This is a genomic window from Thalassospira australica (assembly GCF_000763295.1).
GTDB lineage: Bacteria > Pseudomonadota > Alphaproteobacteria > Rhodospirillales > Thalassospiraceae > Thalassospira > Thalassospira australica.
Map to the genome: position 1 here is coordinate 234,200 of NZ_JRJE01000020.1, position 16,046 is coordinate 250,245.

At 54.9% G+C, this 16,046-nt stretch carries 13 protein-coding genes; 9 read left to right on the top strand and 4 right to left on the bottom strand.

Going from position 1 to position 16,046, the window contains the following annotated elements; all coding sequences use genetic code 11:
- Positions 1-73 precede the first annotated feature (73 nt).
- Complete coding sequence (locus JF44_RS0110210; protein WP_033068846.1) at positions 74-1,255, bottom strand: Ig-like domain-containing protein; 1,182 nt, start codon at positions 1,253-1,255, stop codon at positions 74-76.
- Positions 1,256-1,488: 233 nt separating this feature from the next.
- Complete coding sequence (locus tag JF44_RS0110215; RefSeq protein ID WP_033068976.1) at positions 1,489-2,454, bottom strand: hypothetical protein; 966 nt, start codon at positions 2,452-2,454, stop codon at positions 1,489-1,491.
- 370 nt (positions 2,455-2,824) lie between these two features.
- Between JF44_RS0110215 and JF44_RS0110220 the strand changes: the two genes are divergently transcribed.
- On the top strand, positions 2,825-3,409 hold the full coding sequence (locus JF44_RS0110220; RefSeq protein WP_033068977.1) for an LOG family protein: 585 nt from the start codon (positions 2,825-2,827) through the stop codon (positions 3,407-3,409).
- A gap of 109 nt (positions 3,410-3,518) precedes the next feature.
- Here the strand turns inward: JF44_RS0110220 and JF44_RS0110225 are convergent, their stop codons facing one another.
- Entirely contained in the window at positions 3,519-3,974 is a 456-nt protein-coding gene (locus JF44_RS0110225; protein WP_033068847.1) for an Rrf2 family transcriptional regulator, read from the bottom strand.
- Between the two features lie 149 nt (positions 3,975-4,123).
- Here JF44_RS0110225 and JF44_RS0110230 point away from each other — a divergent pair, with 149 nt between their 5' ends.
- From JF44_RS0110230 to JF44_RS0110260, 6 genes are all read left to right on the top strand, one after another.
- On the top strand, positions 4,124-5,086 hold the full coding sequence (locus JF44_RS0110230) for an NAD(P)/FAD-dependent oxidoreductase (RefSeq protein ID WP_052065716.1): 963 nt from the start codon (positions 4,124-4,126) through the stop codon (positions 5,084-5,086).
- Positions 5,087-5,423: 337 nt separating this feature from the next.
- Positions 5,424-6,209, top strand: a complete 786-nt coding sequence (locus JF44_RS0110240; protein WP_033068849.1) for a DeoR/GlpR family DNA-binding transcription regulator — start codon at positions 5,424-5,426, stop codon at positions 6,207-6,209.
- Entirely contained in the window at positions 6,206-7,354 is a 1,149-nt protein-coding gene (locus JF44_RS0110245; protein WP_202901497.1) for an ABC transporter ATP-binding protein, read from the top strand. Before JF44_RS0110240 ends, JF44_RS0110245 begins: the two co-directional genes overlap by 4 nt.
- A gap of 16 nt (positions 7,355-7,370) precedes the next feature.
- Entirely contained in the window at positions 7,371-8,636 is a 1,266-nt protein-coding gene (locus tag JF44_RS0110250; RefSeq protein WP_033068850.1) for an ABC transporter substrate-binding protein, read from the top strand.
- A gap of 97 nt (positions 8,637-8,733) precedes the next feature.
- Positions 8,734-9,627: a carbohydrate ABC transporter permease gene (locus JF44_RS0110255; protein WP_033068851.1), complete on the top strand. Its 894-nt coding sequence runs from the start codon at positions 8,734-8,736 to the stop codon at positions 9,625-9,627.
- Positions 9,624-10,472: a carbohydrate ABC transporter permease gene (locus JF44_RS0110260; protein WP_202901498.1), complete on the top strand. Its 849-nt coding sequence runs from the start codon at positions 9,624-9,626 to the stop codon at positions 10,470-10,472. Before JF44_RS0110255 ends, JF44_RS0110260 begins: the two co-directional genes overlap by 4 nt.
- A gap of 16 nt (positions 10,473-10,488) precedes the next feature.
- Here JF44_RS0110260 and JF44_RS0110265 read toward each other — a convergent pair whose 3' ends face one another.
- Entirely contained in the window at positions 10,489-11,400 is a 912-nt protein-coding gene (locus JF44_RS0110265; protein WP_033068852.1) for a LysR family transcriptional regulator, read from the bottom strand.
- Positions 11,401-11,613: 213 nt separating this feature from the next.
- Here JF44_RS0110265 and JF44_RS0110270 point away from each other — a divergent pair, with 213 nt between their 5' ends.
- Complete coding sequence (locus tag JF44_RS0110270) at positions 11,614-13,281, top strand: GMC family oxidoreductase (protein WP_033068853.1); 1,668 nt, start codon at positions 11,614-11,616, stop codon at positions 13,279-13,281.
- Between the two features lie 51 nt (positions 13,282-13,332).
- Entirely contained in the window at positions 13,333-15,843 is a 2,511-nt protein-coding gene (locus JF44_RS0110275; RefSeq protein ID WP_033068981.1) for a CoA transferase, read from the top strand.
- Positions 15,844-16,046 lie beyond the last annotated feature (203 nt).

A 16,046-nucleotide genomic window follows, 5' to 3' on the forward strand; every position in this document is an offset into this window, starting at 1 on the left:
TAGGTCCCAATCCTAAAAAAAGGGGCAGACCACGTTTAACACGTGAACTGCCCCCGGAAAAGAAAAGTGATGTTTACTGAGGGGTTTCCTCGTTGGGCAGAGCAAATATCTGCCCCGGATAAATCAGATCAGGATCGCGAATCTGATTGCGATTCTGATGATAGATCACCCAATACTTCAGGCCTTCGCCGTAGGTGCGCCGTGCAATCCGCCACAGGCTGTTGCCCGGCTGAACGACATAGCGTGACCCAGGCTCAAGAATTTCATCCGGATTTGCCCGTTCGAACGGAATTTCAACACGTGCGGTCACGGTGCCCGTTTCATCAATCTGGTCGGCGCGCATGGTGTAATTGCCCGGCTCGATCGGTTCACCAATCGTAAGCGACCAGTTGCCGTTTTGATCGGCAGGCGCGGACCCAACCGGTTTGTTATCAAGATAAATCTGAACCGTGTGATCCATGTCGGCCTTGCCAGACATCGCAACGCGACCCTCGGTGTCATAATCGACAATATCAATCGACAAACGCGGCAGTTGGGCTGCGGGTTCGGCTTCTGCCGTGCCCTGCTGCTCGGTCACTGTGGCCATTTCCGGCGCGGTTTCCGGGGCAACCTTCGGAGCAGGCCCCTGCATGACAGTCGCGGCACCATTGCCTTCGGACGGTACCTTAAGCGCTATGATCGGCTGCTTTTCGGTTTTTGGTTCTGGCGATGCTTCGTCTGCCGGATCAGCAGAAGATGCGGTTTCATCCTTGGCGATGACTTCTGATGACGCGCCGTTTTCGGCAACCGACGGGGTTGCTTCTTCTTCAGGGATCAGCACAACAACCTTGTCATCGGCCTTGGCGACCTTGCCGGTCTCGTCTTCGGACTCAAGGGACAGTTCGCGATCACCGCTTGCCAGTGGTTTGTTGGGCAAGACCACCCATTCACCACGTTCGTCCGCCGTTGCCTCGCCGATGACCTCTTCCCCATCGGTGATACGCACCGTGCTGTTGGGTTCGGCACGCCCTGCGATCACCGCGTTGCCATCCGGGCCAATGCGCACAACGTCAAACGTTGGGTTGGTGATTTTCGGCGCGGCGGATTCCGGCTCCGGGGCCGGTTCGGTTGGCGTGGTTTCAGTGGTGGCCGCAGGCGTCTGAGTTGCCACCGGTGCGGTTTCTTCGTCCGCACTTTTGGTCAGCATGTAATTCAGCGCAATCGCGGCAATAATAAGTACAACGCCGACAATGACGAGGATATAGGGTCGCTTCACCGGAAATACCCTTTAACGATGTTTATGTTTTTAGGGGCAGCCCCTAACGATCACACTCAAAGCACGGAAATTGCTTGCCAAATTCCCCTCAAACAATCCGCCCGAGCACGTTAATTAGAAACTTGTACTACTTTCAGCTTACAGTTTCCATAACGTAACGAACAAACGATACCGCGCAACCGTTAGGTAAAGATGAAGAGAATCAGGCGACAAGCCGGAAGTCAACCTTCGCGCTAGGCGCGGGCGGCCATTTCCGCCCCGACATAGGCAACCAGGGCCGCCATGATCAGCGGCAGGGCCAAAACCCCGACCCTGATGGCACTGCCCAACAAAGCCGCCTGTGGCAGGTTATCGGTTGGCAAATGCGCTGAAAGTCTGGTCGCAGCGGGCCTGCCAGACACCACAAAAAGCAATACCGCATAGGCAACGCAAGAAGCCGGATTCATGATCATTGCACTTGCTGCGGCGGCCATCAAGGCACCGACACCCCCCAACCAAACCGTCGCGCGATATTGCGGTGCCGCCTTTTCTGAGACCAGCGCAACAATCAGCGCACTCCAAAGTGCTGCCAAAAACACAACATGGTCCGTCAGGCCAAACATATGCCCGACAATCCCCTGCCCCAAGGCAAGTGTCATTAGCACGGCAACCGGGCCGGGCTTTGCAAGGTCGCCCGGCTCAAGGGCAGCGGGTTTTGCTGATTTCGCTTTGGCGGTTTTTGGCTTTTTGCCCTTGGTTGGCTTGGCCAAGGCGTCCTCGTCTTCGGAAAAATTCGGGCGCGTTACCCACAGGAAGCAGCCCCCAACAACCAGGAATGCTACCCATGCGATGATCTGGATCATACCGGGGTGATAGGAAAGCCCCGTGATCGGCGCTGCCAGAACCAGCCACGCGCCAAGAACCAATAATACTGCCGCGACGCTCATGCAAACACGCGCCGACAGCCGGGAAAAATCCAAAATCGCCCCGCATACGCCCCCCAGCACAAGCATCAAAAGCGGCGAACCAACGCCGCCGCGTGCTGTTTCGGGCAATCCGATGGCCGCCGGGACAGCAACCGCAACCGCCGGGATCACGGCCCCAAGAACCAGCCGGCGTGCAACCGCACGATCCAGACCAAGCCAAAGTGCCAACATCAGAACACCGGCAATAATGCCCGAGATCAAAATGGCGAGAATAAACGGACTGTCGACAAACACGTTGGGCGATCCTGCCTTCTTTTTATTTCCAAAATGCGCAGCAAACCGCGCCGGGTACAAATAGGTTCTGCCCTTACCCTTCCCACAATCAGGTTCAGAACTTGTTAACCCTCCGGGTTTTTGGCCGGGTTTTTGGGCGGGTTTTAAACGGGAGCAACTCTTAATATCCCTGTGTTACACAGGCGATTGGCAATATTGCGGCCAAATTCGAACAGAATACGGCGATGTGTCACGGAAATTTAAATGCTGCCTTGCGGAAAAGACTGCCCTGCGAAGGGTTTGTTCGGCTATGGTCAGTTCCAGTACGGGTGTGCTGTTTGCAAAACAGTGCCCCGCTACCTGCGCAACAACAAAGAAAAGGCAGGTCGCCATGACAAATGTAAAATCTATCTGTGTCTTCTGCGGTGCGTCTGACGGCAAAAACCCGCAACACATGGAAAACGCCATCGCCTTTGGCAAGATGATGGCAGAACGCGACATCACCCTGATCTATGGCGGTGGCCGTATTGGTCTGATGGGGGCAGTTGCTAATGGCGCCATGCAAAACGGCGGCACGGTCGTCGGCATTATTCCGGCCCACCTTGATGACATCGAAGTTGGTCATACCGGCTTGTCCGAACTGATCGTGTGCAAATCCATGCATGAACGCAAAGTCGAGATGTTCAAACGGTCCGATGCCTTTGTCACCCTTGCCGGCGGCCTTGGCAGCCTTGATGAAGCCTTTGAGGCCATGACGTTGCGCCAGCTTGGCATTCATGACAAACCGATGGTGTTTCTTAATGCGCTTGGCTATTGGGACAAGTGCTTTGACATGATTGATAGCATCATTGACGAAGGGTTCGCCCGCGAAAGCCACAAGAACCTTTATACGGTTGCCGATACGCTTGAGCAGGTTTTTGAACAGCTTGCCGCCGAACCGGCGCCGAAATTCGACCCACGCGAAAAGCTTTTCTGATCCAAGCACGATCAAAGAACTAAATCCCGGCCAGACTGATCTGGTCGGGATTTTTTTTATGCCTGTCGTACGCAGGGCAAACCATACGCGTCGATCTGAATGAAATTTGTCAGACGAGTTCGCAGGTCGGTTTGGTTGTGATTTTTGCCATGCGTTGATCAAACTCATCGGCCAGATCGGCAAGCGTCACAGATGCAAATTTATCAATCAGCAACTGTTCGGCGGCATCAAACGCACTACCAAGCGCAGAATTAACCGCCTGTTCGACCAGACATTCGGGATGGTCCACGGCAACACTGATGGCAAAAAGTTCCGGATTGCCAAGGGCACGATGGATATCAAGCATGGTAATTTCCGACAAGGGCCGCGTCAGCACCCATCCGCCGCCATGCCCCTTTTCCGAATGCACATATCCGCCGTCGCGAAGCCCTGCCATGGTCCGACGCACCACCACCGGGTTTGTGCCGAGCATCTGGGCAATCCGATCAGATGTCGCAGCACCATCGATCCGGTCCATGTGAATAAGAACGTGCAACATGCGCGAAAGCCGACTGTCACGGCGCATTTCAAACTCCCGGTGCGGATGTGATTTCCTGCCATACGTACCATCTGGCACATCTCGCAACAACAAAAGTTTCGAAATCCTTTGACGCAGCGATATCATGATACTTATAAAGTTACATGAAACTATTTATTCGCCGATGAGGAACGAACATGTCAGAAAATCTGCCTTCTGCCGCCACACCGCCTGCAACCGGCAAACACAAATATGATGTCGCCATTATCGGGGCGGGCTTTGCCGGTCTTTCGGCGGCCATGCAGCTTGCACGGGCGCGGCGCAATATATGTGTGATTGATGCCGGAGAACCGCGTAACCGGTTTGCCACCACCGCCCACGGATTTTTAGGGCACGATGGCAAAACACCAGACGAAATCCGCAGCACGGCCATTGATCAGTTGTGTCGCTATGACACGGTTGATTTTCGCAACGGGCTGGTTACCCAGGCCATGGCCTGCACCCTGCGCGATGCATCCGATCCGCTATTTGGCCTGAAACTGGCCGATGGCAGTGCACTTGAAGCAAGGCGCATCATTCTGGCCACAGGTGTTCGCGATCAATTACCTGAAATTCCCGGCCTTGCCGAACGTTGGGGCGAAACGGTTTTGCATTGTCCTTATTGTCACGGCTATGAGATCCGCGATAGCCAGATCGGCGTCCTTGCGACCACGCCCGCATCCAGCCATCAGGCCATGATGCTGCCCGATTGGGGACCGACCACCTATTTCAGCCAATCCGAACATATCCCCGATGATGATATGCTTTTGGCCATGCGGGCACGCGGCATTACCATCGAAGATAGCCCGGTTGTTGAAGTTCTGGGCACGGCACCGGCTATTGATGGTGTCAGGCTGGCCGATGGGCGCACCCTGCCCATTCAAACCATTTTCGCCGGCCCCAGCGTTTCGATGCCAACCCCTGTTGCCGACATGTTGGAATGTCAGTTTGACGAAGGACCGCAGGGGTCCTTCATTACCGTTAGTCCCACACAGGAAACCAGTGTGCCCGGCGTATTTGCCGCCGGGGATGCGGCCACTGCACGCCATAATGCAACACTGGCATCGGCCGCAGGGGTCATGGCCGGATTTGGCGCCCACCAATCGCTTGTTTTTCGGTAACGCGACGCTGGCAATCGGCATGGCCGCAAATGTATGGATTCGCCGACAAAGCCCCAAAAATCCGGGCAAGACCCCCGAATTCATAGACAACCCATCAGGTTGTCCACATCCCGACAGGTACCGCGACACGTTATGTGCGCGGTGCTTTTGTTACAGCCTCATGCAAATCGCGATGTTCAAACGCACATTTCAGTGCCGAACAGATGGTAACCCCTTGTATTTCGCCACTTTTGGTACTGTTCGAACATTCATATGAATGTAATGCAGCTGCAACTTTAATGACAACGAATGCTCGTATGATCGTTTTCATGTTCAAAGCAACAAATTGAACGATCAAATGAATATTTCGACACGACAACGCGACATCATCGACATTCTGCGCCGCGACAGCTTTGTTTCCATCGACAAACTGGCGGAGCATTTTGACGTCACCCCGCAAACCGTCCGACGTGACGTCAATATGCTGAGCGACGCCAACCTTGTGCGCCGTCGCCATGGCGGAGTTGAATATGCCGGTGAACCGGGCATGAACCTGTCTTATGACAGCCGTCAGGTCACCAACATTGCCGCCAAACATGCCATATCGCTTCATGTCGCCAGCCTGATCCCTGATGGGGCGTCGATCCTGATCGGCATTGGCAGCACGCTTGAACTGGTCGCGCTTAATCTGGTCGATCACCGCAACCTGACAGTAATTACCAACAATATGAATGCCGCCATGGCGCTGGGCAACAATACCGGCAACCGTATTGTCATTCCCGGCGGCACATTGCGCCTGCCTGATCGGGACGTCATCAGCCCGGAAGCCGAGGCAATGTTTAACAACTACAAGGTCGATTACGGCCTGTTTGGCGTTGGCGGGATCGAACCGGACGGCACCCTGACCGATTTTGATCATCGCGAAGTATCGCTCCGTCAGGCCATCGCAAACAATTGTCGCAATTCCATCCTTGTCGCCGACCAATCCAAGTTCGGCCGTCCCGCCCCCGCCAAGGGCGGTCACATCACCGACCCGGACATGATCGTTGTTGATGGCGCACCCGGCAGGGCTTTTGACCCGCTGTTTGATCGCCATGACGTTCGCGCGCGCCTGCAAATTGTAAAAAGCGAAAACATCGAATGACTGCCCAGATGACAGACACGTCACCCTTTATTCAAATCAATGCCGTTTCGCGCGTTTTTAACGGTGGCAGCGGCGTTCACGACCTGTCGCTTGATATTCCGCGCGGCAGCTTCGTTGTTCTGCTGGGCCCGTCAGGCTGCGGCAAATCCACGACCCTGCGCCTGATCGCCGGTTTGGAAACAGCCGATCAGGGCCGCATCATCATTGATGGCAAGGATGTCACCAACACCCCGCCGTCCAAACGTGGTCTGTCGATGGTGTTTCAATCCTATGCCCTGTTTCCGCATCTGAGCGTTGCGGAAAACATCGTCTTTGGTCTGAAGGTGCGCAAAACCCAAAAGGCGGAAATCGCATCGCGCCTGACCGAGGCGCTTCGTGTCACCGGCCTAGAAGGGTTTGAAGACCGCAAACCGGCCCAATTGTCAGGCGGACAACGTCAGCGCGTTGCACTCGCACGTGCAATTGTTGCCGGTCATCCGCTGTGCCTGATGGATGAGCCGTTATCAAACCTTGATGCCAAACTGCGCCATGCGGTGCGCAAGGACATCCGTGATCTGCAACAACGTCTTGACATCACGGTGGTTTATGTCACCCACGATCAGACCGAAGCCATGAGCATGGCCGATATCGTGATCCTGATGAAGGATGGCCGGATCGAACAGGTCGGCAATCCCGCCGACCTTTATCTGAAACCTGCCACCGCCTTTGCCGCCGGTTTTGTCGGAAGCCCGCCCATGACGCTTTTGCCGGCAACCGCCTTGCCGCAGGACGTTATCCCCAAGGAACTGGATGCATCACGCCTGACCTTCGGCATACGCCCCGAAGACTTGATGCTCAGCACCAAGCCCGATGCGCAGCCATGGGGCATGCGCGCCACGGTCACAGGCAGTGAATTTTTGGGCGCAGAAACATTTGTCTTTGTCGCGATCCCGGGAAAACACGGCGAAACAGGCGATGCTACCGCCCGCCTTTCCGGACGCGTAGAAATTTCGCCCGGGACGGAAGTCTCGCTCAGTTGGTCTGGCGCTGCGGCCCACTGGTTTGACGGCGAAGACGGTCATCGTCTGACAGTGACGGGACCCGATATCGCGGCGCGCGAAACCACAACCACCATCGCAACAGACACTGCATTTTCGACACTTTAACAGGGAACTTTTGTCCATGCGTAACATCGTAACCAGTGCCGCTTTTGCGGCCGGATTGATGGCAACGGCGGGAAACCCGGCCTTTGCTGCTACTGAGCTGACCATGTATTACCCGATCGCTGTTGGCGGCCCGCTGACCAACGTGATTGACGGCATGATCGACGGGTTCGAAGCAGAAAACCCGGATGTCAAAGTCAATGCCATCTATGCCGGTAACTATGACGACACCCGCCTGCGCGCTGTTTCCGCAATCAAAAGCGGCGACCCGGCACAGCTTTCGGTGATGTTCTCGATCGATGTTTACGACCTGATCGAACAGGACCTGATTGTTCCGTTTGATGATGTGGTCGAAACCGCAGAAGACAAGGAATGGCTGAAAGGCTTCTACCCGGCGCTGATGGCCAATGGTGATGTGGATGGCAAGACCTGGGGCATCCCGTTCCAGCGTTCGACCATTGTCATGTACTACAACAAGGACATGTTCCGCGAAGCCGGTCTTGATCCGGAAATGCCGCCGCAGACCTGGGAAGAACTGGTTTCGACCGGCAAGGCGCTGTCAAAAGACGGCAAATGGGGCCTGATGGTTCCGTCGACCGGTTATCCGTACTGGATGTTCCAGTGCTTTGCCATTCAGAACGGCAAGGAACTGATGAGCGGCGATGGTACCGAAACCTATTTCGATGATCCTGCCGTTGTCGAGGCACTCGAATTCTGGCGCGGTCTTGCGACCGAAGAAAAAATCATGCCCGAAGGCACGATTGAATGGGGCACGCTCCGTCAGGCCTTTGTTCAGGGACAGACCGCAATGATGTGGCATTCGACCGGCAACCTGTCGGCGGTCAAGCGCGAAGCCAAATTTGACTTCGGCGTTGCCATGCTGCCCAAACACAAACAGCCCGGCTCGCCGACCGGTGGTGGCAACTTCTATCTGTTCAAGGATTCAACCGACGAACAGAAAGAAGCATCCCTTGCGCTAATCAAATACATGACCGCACCGGAACGTGCTGCAGAATGGTCGATTGCAACCGGTTATGTTGGTGTGACGCCAGATGCCTATGAAACCGATGCGCTGAAATCCTACGTCGCGGACTTCCCGCCAGCACTCGTCGCGCGTGATCAGCTTGAAGTTTCCGTTGCGGAATTCTCGACCTATGACACAGCACGCGTCCGCGAAGGTCTGAACAATGCCATTCAGGCGGCCCTGACCGGTGAAAAGACGCCTAAAGAGGCCCTTGGCGATGCACAGGCCGAAGCCAACCGTCTTCTTCGGGCCTTCCACTAAGGGTACCCGATCTGCACGCCGAAGCGGGATTATCCCCGCTTCGGCACCTTTCTGTTTGTGACTTTCATTGATGCCTTTACCTCAGGACGTGCCGACCATGAACGAAATGGCCCGACTTCAAAAACGCAAGCTGGCACTTTATGGCTGGATGTTGGCGGCACCGGCATTGGCGCTGATGAGTTTGTTTGCCTTTTACCCGGCCATCGCGACCTTTTGGCACAGCCTGTTTACCCGTGGCACGTCGCGCCGCCCGTCGGTCTTTGCCGGGTTTGAAAATTATGGCGATCTGTTTGCCGATCCGACCTTTTGGACGGTGGCGACCAACAACCTGATTTATGCCGGTGTCACCATCCCGGTTTCGATCATCTTTGCGCTGATCATGGCGCTTTGGGCCAATGCGCATATCCCGGCCCGGTCGTTTGTTCGTAGTGCCTATTTCACACCGACCATCCTGCCGATGATTGCCGCGGCCAATTTGTGGCTGTTTTTCTATACCCCGGACCTTGGCGTGATCGATCAGATTACCGGCTTTTTCGGGGCCTCACCGACCAACTGGCTGGGGCAGCCCGAAACGGCATTGGCATCAGTGATCATTGTGACGATCTGGAAAGAAGCCGGGTTCTTCATGATCTTCTACCTCGCAGCCCTTCAGACCATCCCGCCGGATTTGCGCGAAGCCGCCCGGATTGAGGGGGCCGGTCGCTGGACCTATACGCGGCGCGTGTTGTTGCCGCTTTTGATGCCGACCACGATCTTTGTCTTTGTTAACGCGATGATCAATTCGGTCAAGCTGATCGACCATCTGTTCATCCTGACCAAGGGCGGGCCGAACAATGCCTCCAAACTGATCCTGTACTGGATCTGGGAAATGGCATTTGCCTATTTCGACAGCCCGCATGCCGCTGCCATGACCATTCTTGTCCTGCTGGTGCTTGGCCTTGTTGCCGTCGCGCAGTTCCGACTGGTTGAAAAACGGACCCATTACCGATGAATAGCGCCATGACCGCCGTTTCAAACAAACGCACCCTGCCCGACCTCGACAAGGTGCTTGATACCATCGGGGCCTGGACGCTTGCGATTGTCTGGATTTCGCCGCTGCTGTTTGCCGCATGGGCGGCGTTGCAACCATCGGGCACGGCCCTTGGTCTGGATTTTTCCAACCCGTTGACGTTCGAGAACTTTACCTATGTCTGGGGGGCGGTGACATGGGGCGAATATTTCACCAACACGGTTATTCTCGTCACCCTTATCCTTGCCGGGCAGCTGGTGCTGTGCACATTGGCCGGGTTTGCCTTTGCCCGGTTTGAATTCAAAGGCCGCAATACGGTCTTTATCCTCGTGCTGTTGCAGCTTTTCATCCTGCCCGAAGTTCTGATCGTCGAAAACTATGCCATCGTTTCCAAGCTTGGCCTGTTTGACACCGCCCTTGGCATTGGTCTGCCTTACATGGCCAGTGCGTTTGGCATTTTCCTGTTAAGGCAGGCGTTCAAATCGGTACCCGTCGAGCTTGAAGAAGCTGCACGGATTGAGGGATGTGGCTGGATGGGTGTTTTGTGGAAGGTTTATGTGCCTGCGGCCAAGCCGGTTTATCTGGCCTATGCGCTGGTGTCGGTTGCCACCCACTGGAACAATTTCCTCTGGCCGTTAATTGTCACCAATTCACCGGAAACACGGCCACTTACAGTCGGCTTGTCACTGTTTGGCGCGCCGGAAACCGGGGTGGATATTTCGGTCATCAGTGCGGCCACCATCATGACCATCGCCCCGCTTTTGATCGCGTTTCTGATTTTCCAGCGCCAGTTCATTCAGGCTTTCTTGCGTGCCGGTATCCGCTAAACCCGAAATTCCGGTGTTACCAGGTTGTGTCCAGCACATCGAAAAGCGCCGATATCGTTGGCGTTTCCTTGCGCCGCTCGGTTGTGATCAGGCTAAGACAGGCCGGGATAGAAACTGAATTGCACACGCCAAGACCAAAGGTCTGCTTTTCATGCAGGGCAATTGAATCACGACACAGGCTAAGCCCCACGCCAGAACGCACCATTTCAAGCATCGAGGCTTCCTGATCAACCAAGGCCACTGAATTTTGCGTACAGTTGAACTGATCAAAAATGCGTTTAAGCAGCCGGGAATGCACCGATGCCTCTGTCGTGCCAATCCATGGTAGTTTGGCCAAGGTTGTCCAATCAGCATTTTCAACCCGGCTTTCCCATCCCACCGGGGCAATCACCCGATAGTTAAAATCGGCAAGCTTTACGGCGTGAATGGGGTCAGATGTTTCCGCCGAAATGTCACCGGCGATATCAGGCCCGCTTAGATAAAACCCGGCGTCGATCTGATTGCGCCGCACCCCGATCAGCATATCGCCACTAACACCGTGAACCAGTTCTGTCTCGATATCGGGAAAATCTGTGCGCAACTGGCTTAGCATCCGGCCAAGACGGATGAATTCCGGATCAACGATTGTGCCAATGCGAAGCTTCCCGCTGACACTGCCGGCACGCTGGCGGGCACTGCGGCGAAAGTCATCCATGGCGTCAAGAACCTGTTCGGCCTTTGTCAGCAATGCCTGACCGTCCAGCGTGATTTGCAAGCCGGTCGAGGTGCGCTTGAACAGGGTGATTTCCGTTTCTTCGCCAAGACGCTTGATCTGATGACTGATGGCCGGTTGCGTCAGATTAAGCACCGAGGCTGCACGCGAAACGCTGCCCTCCCGTGCAACGGTGACAAAAGCCAGCAGCATGTTGATGTTCGAAAAACGGGTCATATAAATAATACTAATATTGCTATTCGTATTTTGTCATTAGATTTGTGCGCCCGTTCAACCTTTAATGAAAACTCGGTGTCGGCATTGAATGAAGCCCGCTTGAAACACGACAGATCAAGCGATCATCAGAACCGCATATGCAGGCCTTCAATGTAACTGCCCGTTTGGGCCAACCACCAAACCAATAAAAGGGATGAAGGGAAGCGCATCACCATGACCACAAACATTGAAAAATTCGATTATGTCGTCATCGGGGCCGGTACGGCGGGCAGTCTGCTTGCCAACCGACTAAGCGCGAACGTCAATAACAATGTGCTTTTGCTTGAGGCCGGCAAGGCAGACAATTATCCCTGGATCCATATTCCGGTCGGCTATCTTTATTGCATTGGCAATCCGCGTACAGACTGGATGTATGAAACCGAACCTGACAAGGGCTTAAACGAGCGCGTCTTGCGCTATCCACGTGGCAAGGCGCTTGGCGGATGTTCGTCAATCAATGGCATGATCTATATGCGCGGCCAGGCCCGCGACTATGACAATTGGGCCAAATTGACCGGTGAAGACGGCTGGAACTGGGAACATTCCCTGGCCGATTTCAAACGCCATGAAAATCACTATAAACTTGATAATGGTAGCAACCCGGCAACACGCACCGGAAAACCGTTTGCTGACATCCACGGACATGGCGGTGAATGGCGGGTTGAAAAGCAACGCCTGCGCTGGGACGTCCTCGACAGCTTTATCGAGGCGGCCGGTGAAAATGGTATCGAACCGACCGATGATTTCAATGAAGGTGACAACAGCGGCATTGGCTATTTTGAAGTCAATCAGAAATCCGGATGGCGCTGGAACACCTCAAAAGCCTTTATCCGCCCTGCCAAAACACGCCAGAACCTGACGGTCTGGACGGAATCACAGGTCGAAAAGCTGACGTTTACGACCAATGCAGATGGTCAGACGGTTTGTAGCGGCGCCATCGTCAACAAGGGTGGTACTTCGCAAACGGTCACGGCCAACAAGGAAGTCATCCTGTCTGCGGGTGCCGTCAATTCGCCGCAAATCCTGCAATTGTCGGGCATCGGTCCGGCTGATCTTTTGAAACAGCATGGCATTGACGTCGTACTGGACGCGCCTGGTGTCGGGGAAAACCTGCAGGACCATCTGCAAATTCGCGCTGTTTACAAGGTAAAGGGTGCGAAGACGCTTAACACCCTTGCCAACAGCCTGATCGGCAAGGCACAGATTGGCCTGCAATATCTGTTTTCGCGTTCCGGTCCCATGAGCATGGCCCCCAGTCAGCTTGGCGCCTTTACCCGATCCGATCCCGACCGCGAATATTCAAATCTTGAATATCATGTGCAACCGCTCAGCCTTGAGGCCTTTGGCGGTGATTTGCATGACTTCCCGGCGATCACGGTATCGGTTTGCAACCTTAACCCGACCAGTCGCGGCACGGTTCAGATCAAATCCGGCGACTTTCGCGCCCCGCCCCGGATCGCGCCCAATTATCTTGATACCGATGAAGACCGCAAAGTTGCGGCCGACAGCCTGCGTCAGGTCCGCGACATCATGGCACAACCGGCCATGACAAAATATCAGCCCGAAGAATTCAAACCGGGCGTGCAATATCAAACCGATGAAGAGCTTGCAAAGCTTGCCGGCGACATCGCCACAACCATTTTCCATCCGGCGGGAACCGTCAAGATGGGCCGCAAGGACGACACATCAGCCGTACTTGACCCGCATCTTCGTTTGAAAGGTGTGCATGGCTTGCGCGTTGTTGATGCCTCTGTGATGCCGGAAATCACAAGCGGCAACACCAATTCCCCCACGCTGATGATCGCCGAAAAAGCCGCTGCCTGGATTTTGTCCGGCCAGTAACCGCCACCTGCTGCTTTCGACTGCAAACACATGCAGATTTCGGAGGAAAAAATGTATACCCAATTTTCCAAACTCCCACTAACCGGCGTCAAAGTTATTGATTTCGGGCAATATATTGCAGGCCCGGCCGTTGCTATGTTGCTGGGCGATCTTGGCGCGACAGTCGTTCACATTGATCCCCCCGGCGGCCCGATGTGGGATAGCCCGGCAAATGCGACGCTTAATCGCAACAAGGTCATTGTCAATCTGGACCTGAAATCCGAAGAAGGCCGCGCACAGGCGCGTGCCCTCTGCGCCGAAGCCGATATCATCATCGAAAATTTCCGCCCGGGAAAATTTGCCAAGCTGGGCTTTGATTTTGCCGAAATGCGCAAGGAACGACCGGAACTGATTACACTTTCCGTCCCCGGATTTGCATCCAACGATGCAGAGCGCCGCGAGCAGCGCGCCTTTGAAAGCATTGTCGCGGCAAGTTCCGGCGTGTTCACCGATATGGGGCTAAACCGTGTATTGATGGGGTTAAACCCATCATTTTCTCCCTTGCCGCTTTCCTCGGCCTATGCATCGCAAATCGCGGCATCGTCGGTTGTTCTGGCGTTGCAATCGCGCCAGATAACCGGATTGGGCGATCAGATCGAAGTGCCGCTGGCCGCAGCCATTATGGAGGGGCTTTGCTATAATTCGATCAAGATATCGGATGTTCCAAGACGTTATCTGACCCAGCGCGAACTTGAAATCGAACGCAGACGTATCGAAGGTCTGCCGATGAATGTCAGCTACGAGGAACTCCAAGAACTCCTTGATCCATTCTTCAGAAGCTACATGTGCAAGGATGGCCGGATGTTCTATGTGGTCTGTCCAAGCCACAAGCATCACGCCAAGCGCTGCCTCGAAGTTCTGGGGATCTATGAGGAACTGGTCGAGGAAGGCCTGACGTCCGAAGACGACACCTATAAGCCGCAAAGCGAATGGGAGTCCGAAACATCCCTTGGCGTCTATCCGATGCCAAAGGACTGGGCCGACAAGATTGCCGCGCGCATGAAGGAAGTCTTCATGACCCGGACATCGCATGAATGGAAAAAGATGTTTGGCCGTGGCGGCATTCCCGGCGCGCCGCAGCGCTGGCTTCAGGAATGGATCCATGACGAATATGCCGAAGGGTCCGGCCTGATGATTGATGTCTGGGACCCCGAATATGGCGAAATGACCACACCGGGGCCTGTCGTCTGGATGGAAGAAAGCGGTGAAGAGGCCTTAAAACCCGAACCGCGCCGCTGGGTGGATTTTGATGAAGCGCTTAAAATCCTTAAAAAGCATCGAACCGAAATCCCCGACCCGGCCGAAGCCCCCGAACAGGAAGGGTGGCTGTCGGGTGTGAAGATTCTTGATCTGTGCAATGTGATTGCCGGGCCGCATGCGGCCAGCTACCTCGCCCGGTTTGGCGCCGAAGTCATCAAGCTTGAACCATCGGTGCCCCTTTATGACAGTTGGAACACAGTCATTTACGGCATGTCACAAATGCGCGGCAAAAAGTCGATCCTTGCCGATATGAAATCCGAACACGGTCGCAAGGTGTTCGAAGATCTGGTGAAATCGGTTGATGTCATCATCTGGAATGCGCCCGATAGCCAAATCAAGCGTATGGGGCTTGATGCGGAGAACCTGCGCAAGCTCAATCCCAATGCGCTTTTCTGCAAGCTTGATTGCTTTAGCGGCGTGAACCGTGGTGTGCGCACCGACTATATTGGTTATGACGATCTGGTTCAGGCAGCAACGGGCATTATGTTACGCTTTGGCGGGGCGATGGATCGCCCCGAAGAACATGCCCATGTTGGCACGATTGACGTCATGTGCGGCTTTGGCGGCGCACTTTCGGTAGCCGCCGCCCTTTATCAGAAATACCGGTTCGGGCGGATCGGGCGTGGCAGAACGTCACTTACCGCCAATAGTGGCCTTTTGCAGATCCCGTTTGCCTATGATTATCGCGGCCGCGGCCTGTTTGACGAGCCATCCGGACCCGATATGAACGGCAATGATGACCTGAACCGCTTCTACAGCACTGCATCGGGGACCTATGTGTTGCTGAGTGCATATGAAGACGATTTGCCCCGCTTCCGCGAGGTCGAAGGCCTTGAAGAACTCCCCGACGTTCCGGCGGAAGAACGTGCGATCTATCTGGCAACCGCGTTCCAGACCATTCCCGCCACCGAATGGATCGAACGCCTGCACGCCGCGGATATCGGGGCGGCCATCTGCGACAATATTGATGCGCTTCGCGCAGAAAACACACGCATTGCCGATGGCACAGCGGGCACCGAAAATGGAAGCTATTCCTTCTCGGCCTATCCGGATCATCCAAGCGGCCATGAAGTGGTTCAGCTTGATCCCTATGCGGTGCGGACAACCCGTTCAAAAGTGTTTGCACTGTCACCGGCAGAAAAGTTTGGCGCATCGACACGCACCATCCTTAGCGAACTGGGTTATGCCGATCAGGCAATAGAAGCGATGCTGAAATCCGGTCAACTAAGTGAATCCTGGAGCGAGGAATACCTGCCAAGCTGATATATGCTCAAATTGACCAGTTTGCTGATGTTTCGTCCTGGAAGAAGTTGTCGCCTGCGGGCGATGGCGATGACAATGTCAGGACGAGACAACAGCCAATTTCGGACGCCAGATGGCCGATTTTGATTGGGAGCCGCAGGCAAAAGGCTTGGACAACCATGTGACTGCACCTGTCGATATGTCCCTGCCTAGCGATCGCATCG

Excerpts from the sequence above, each read along its gene's own strand:
- JF44_RS0110270 (WP_033068853.1), top strand. The coding sequence starts at position 11,614 with ATGACCACAAACATTGAAAAATTCGATTATGTCGTCATCGGGGCCGGT.
- JF44_RS0110255 (WP_033068851.1), top strand. The coding sequence starts at position 8,734 with ATGAACGAAATGGCCCGACTTCAAAAACGCAAGCTGGCACTTTATGGC.
- JF44_RS0110250 (WP_033068850.1), top strand. The coding sequence starts at position 7,371 with ATGCGTAACATCGTAACCAGTGCCGCTTTTGCGGCCGGATTGATGGCA.
- JF44_RS0110230 (WP_052065716.1), top strand. The coding sequence starts at position 4,124 with ATGTCAGAAAATCTGCCTTCTGCCGCCACACCGCCTGCAACCGGCAAA.
- JF44_RS0110220 (WP_033068977.1), top strand. The coding sequence starts at position 2,825 with ATGACAAATGTAAAATCTATCTGTGTCTTCTGCGGTGCGTCTGACGGC.
- JF44_RS0110225 (WP_033068847.1), bottom strand. The coding sequence starts at position 3,974 with ATGCGCCGTGACAGTCGGCTTTCGCGCATGTTGCACGTTCTTATTCAC.
- JF44_RS0110240 (WP_033068849.1), top strand. The coding sequence starts at position 5,424 with ATGAATATTTCGACACGACAACGCGACATCATCGACATTCTGCGCCGC.
- JF44_RS0110275 (WP_033068981.1), top strand. The coding sequence starts at position 13,333 with ATGTATACCCAATTTTCCAAACTCCCACTAACCGGCGTCAAAGTTATT.
- JF44_RS0110265 (WP_033068852.1), bottom strand. The coding sequence starts at position 11,400 with ATGACCCGTTTTTCGAACATCAACATGCTGCTGGCTTTTGTCACCGTT.
- JF44_RS0110245 (WP_202901497.1), top strand. The coding sequence starts at position 6,206 with ATGACTGCCCAGATGACAGACACGTCACCCTTTATTCAAATCAATGCC.
- JF44_RS0110260 (WP_202901498.1), top strand. The coding sequence starts at position 9,624 with ATGAATAGCGCCATGACCGCCGTTTCAAACAAACGCACCCTGCCCGAC.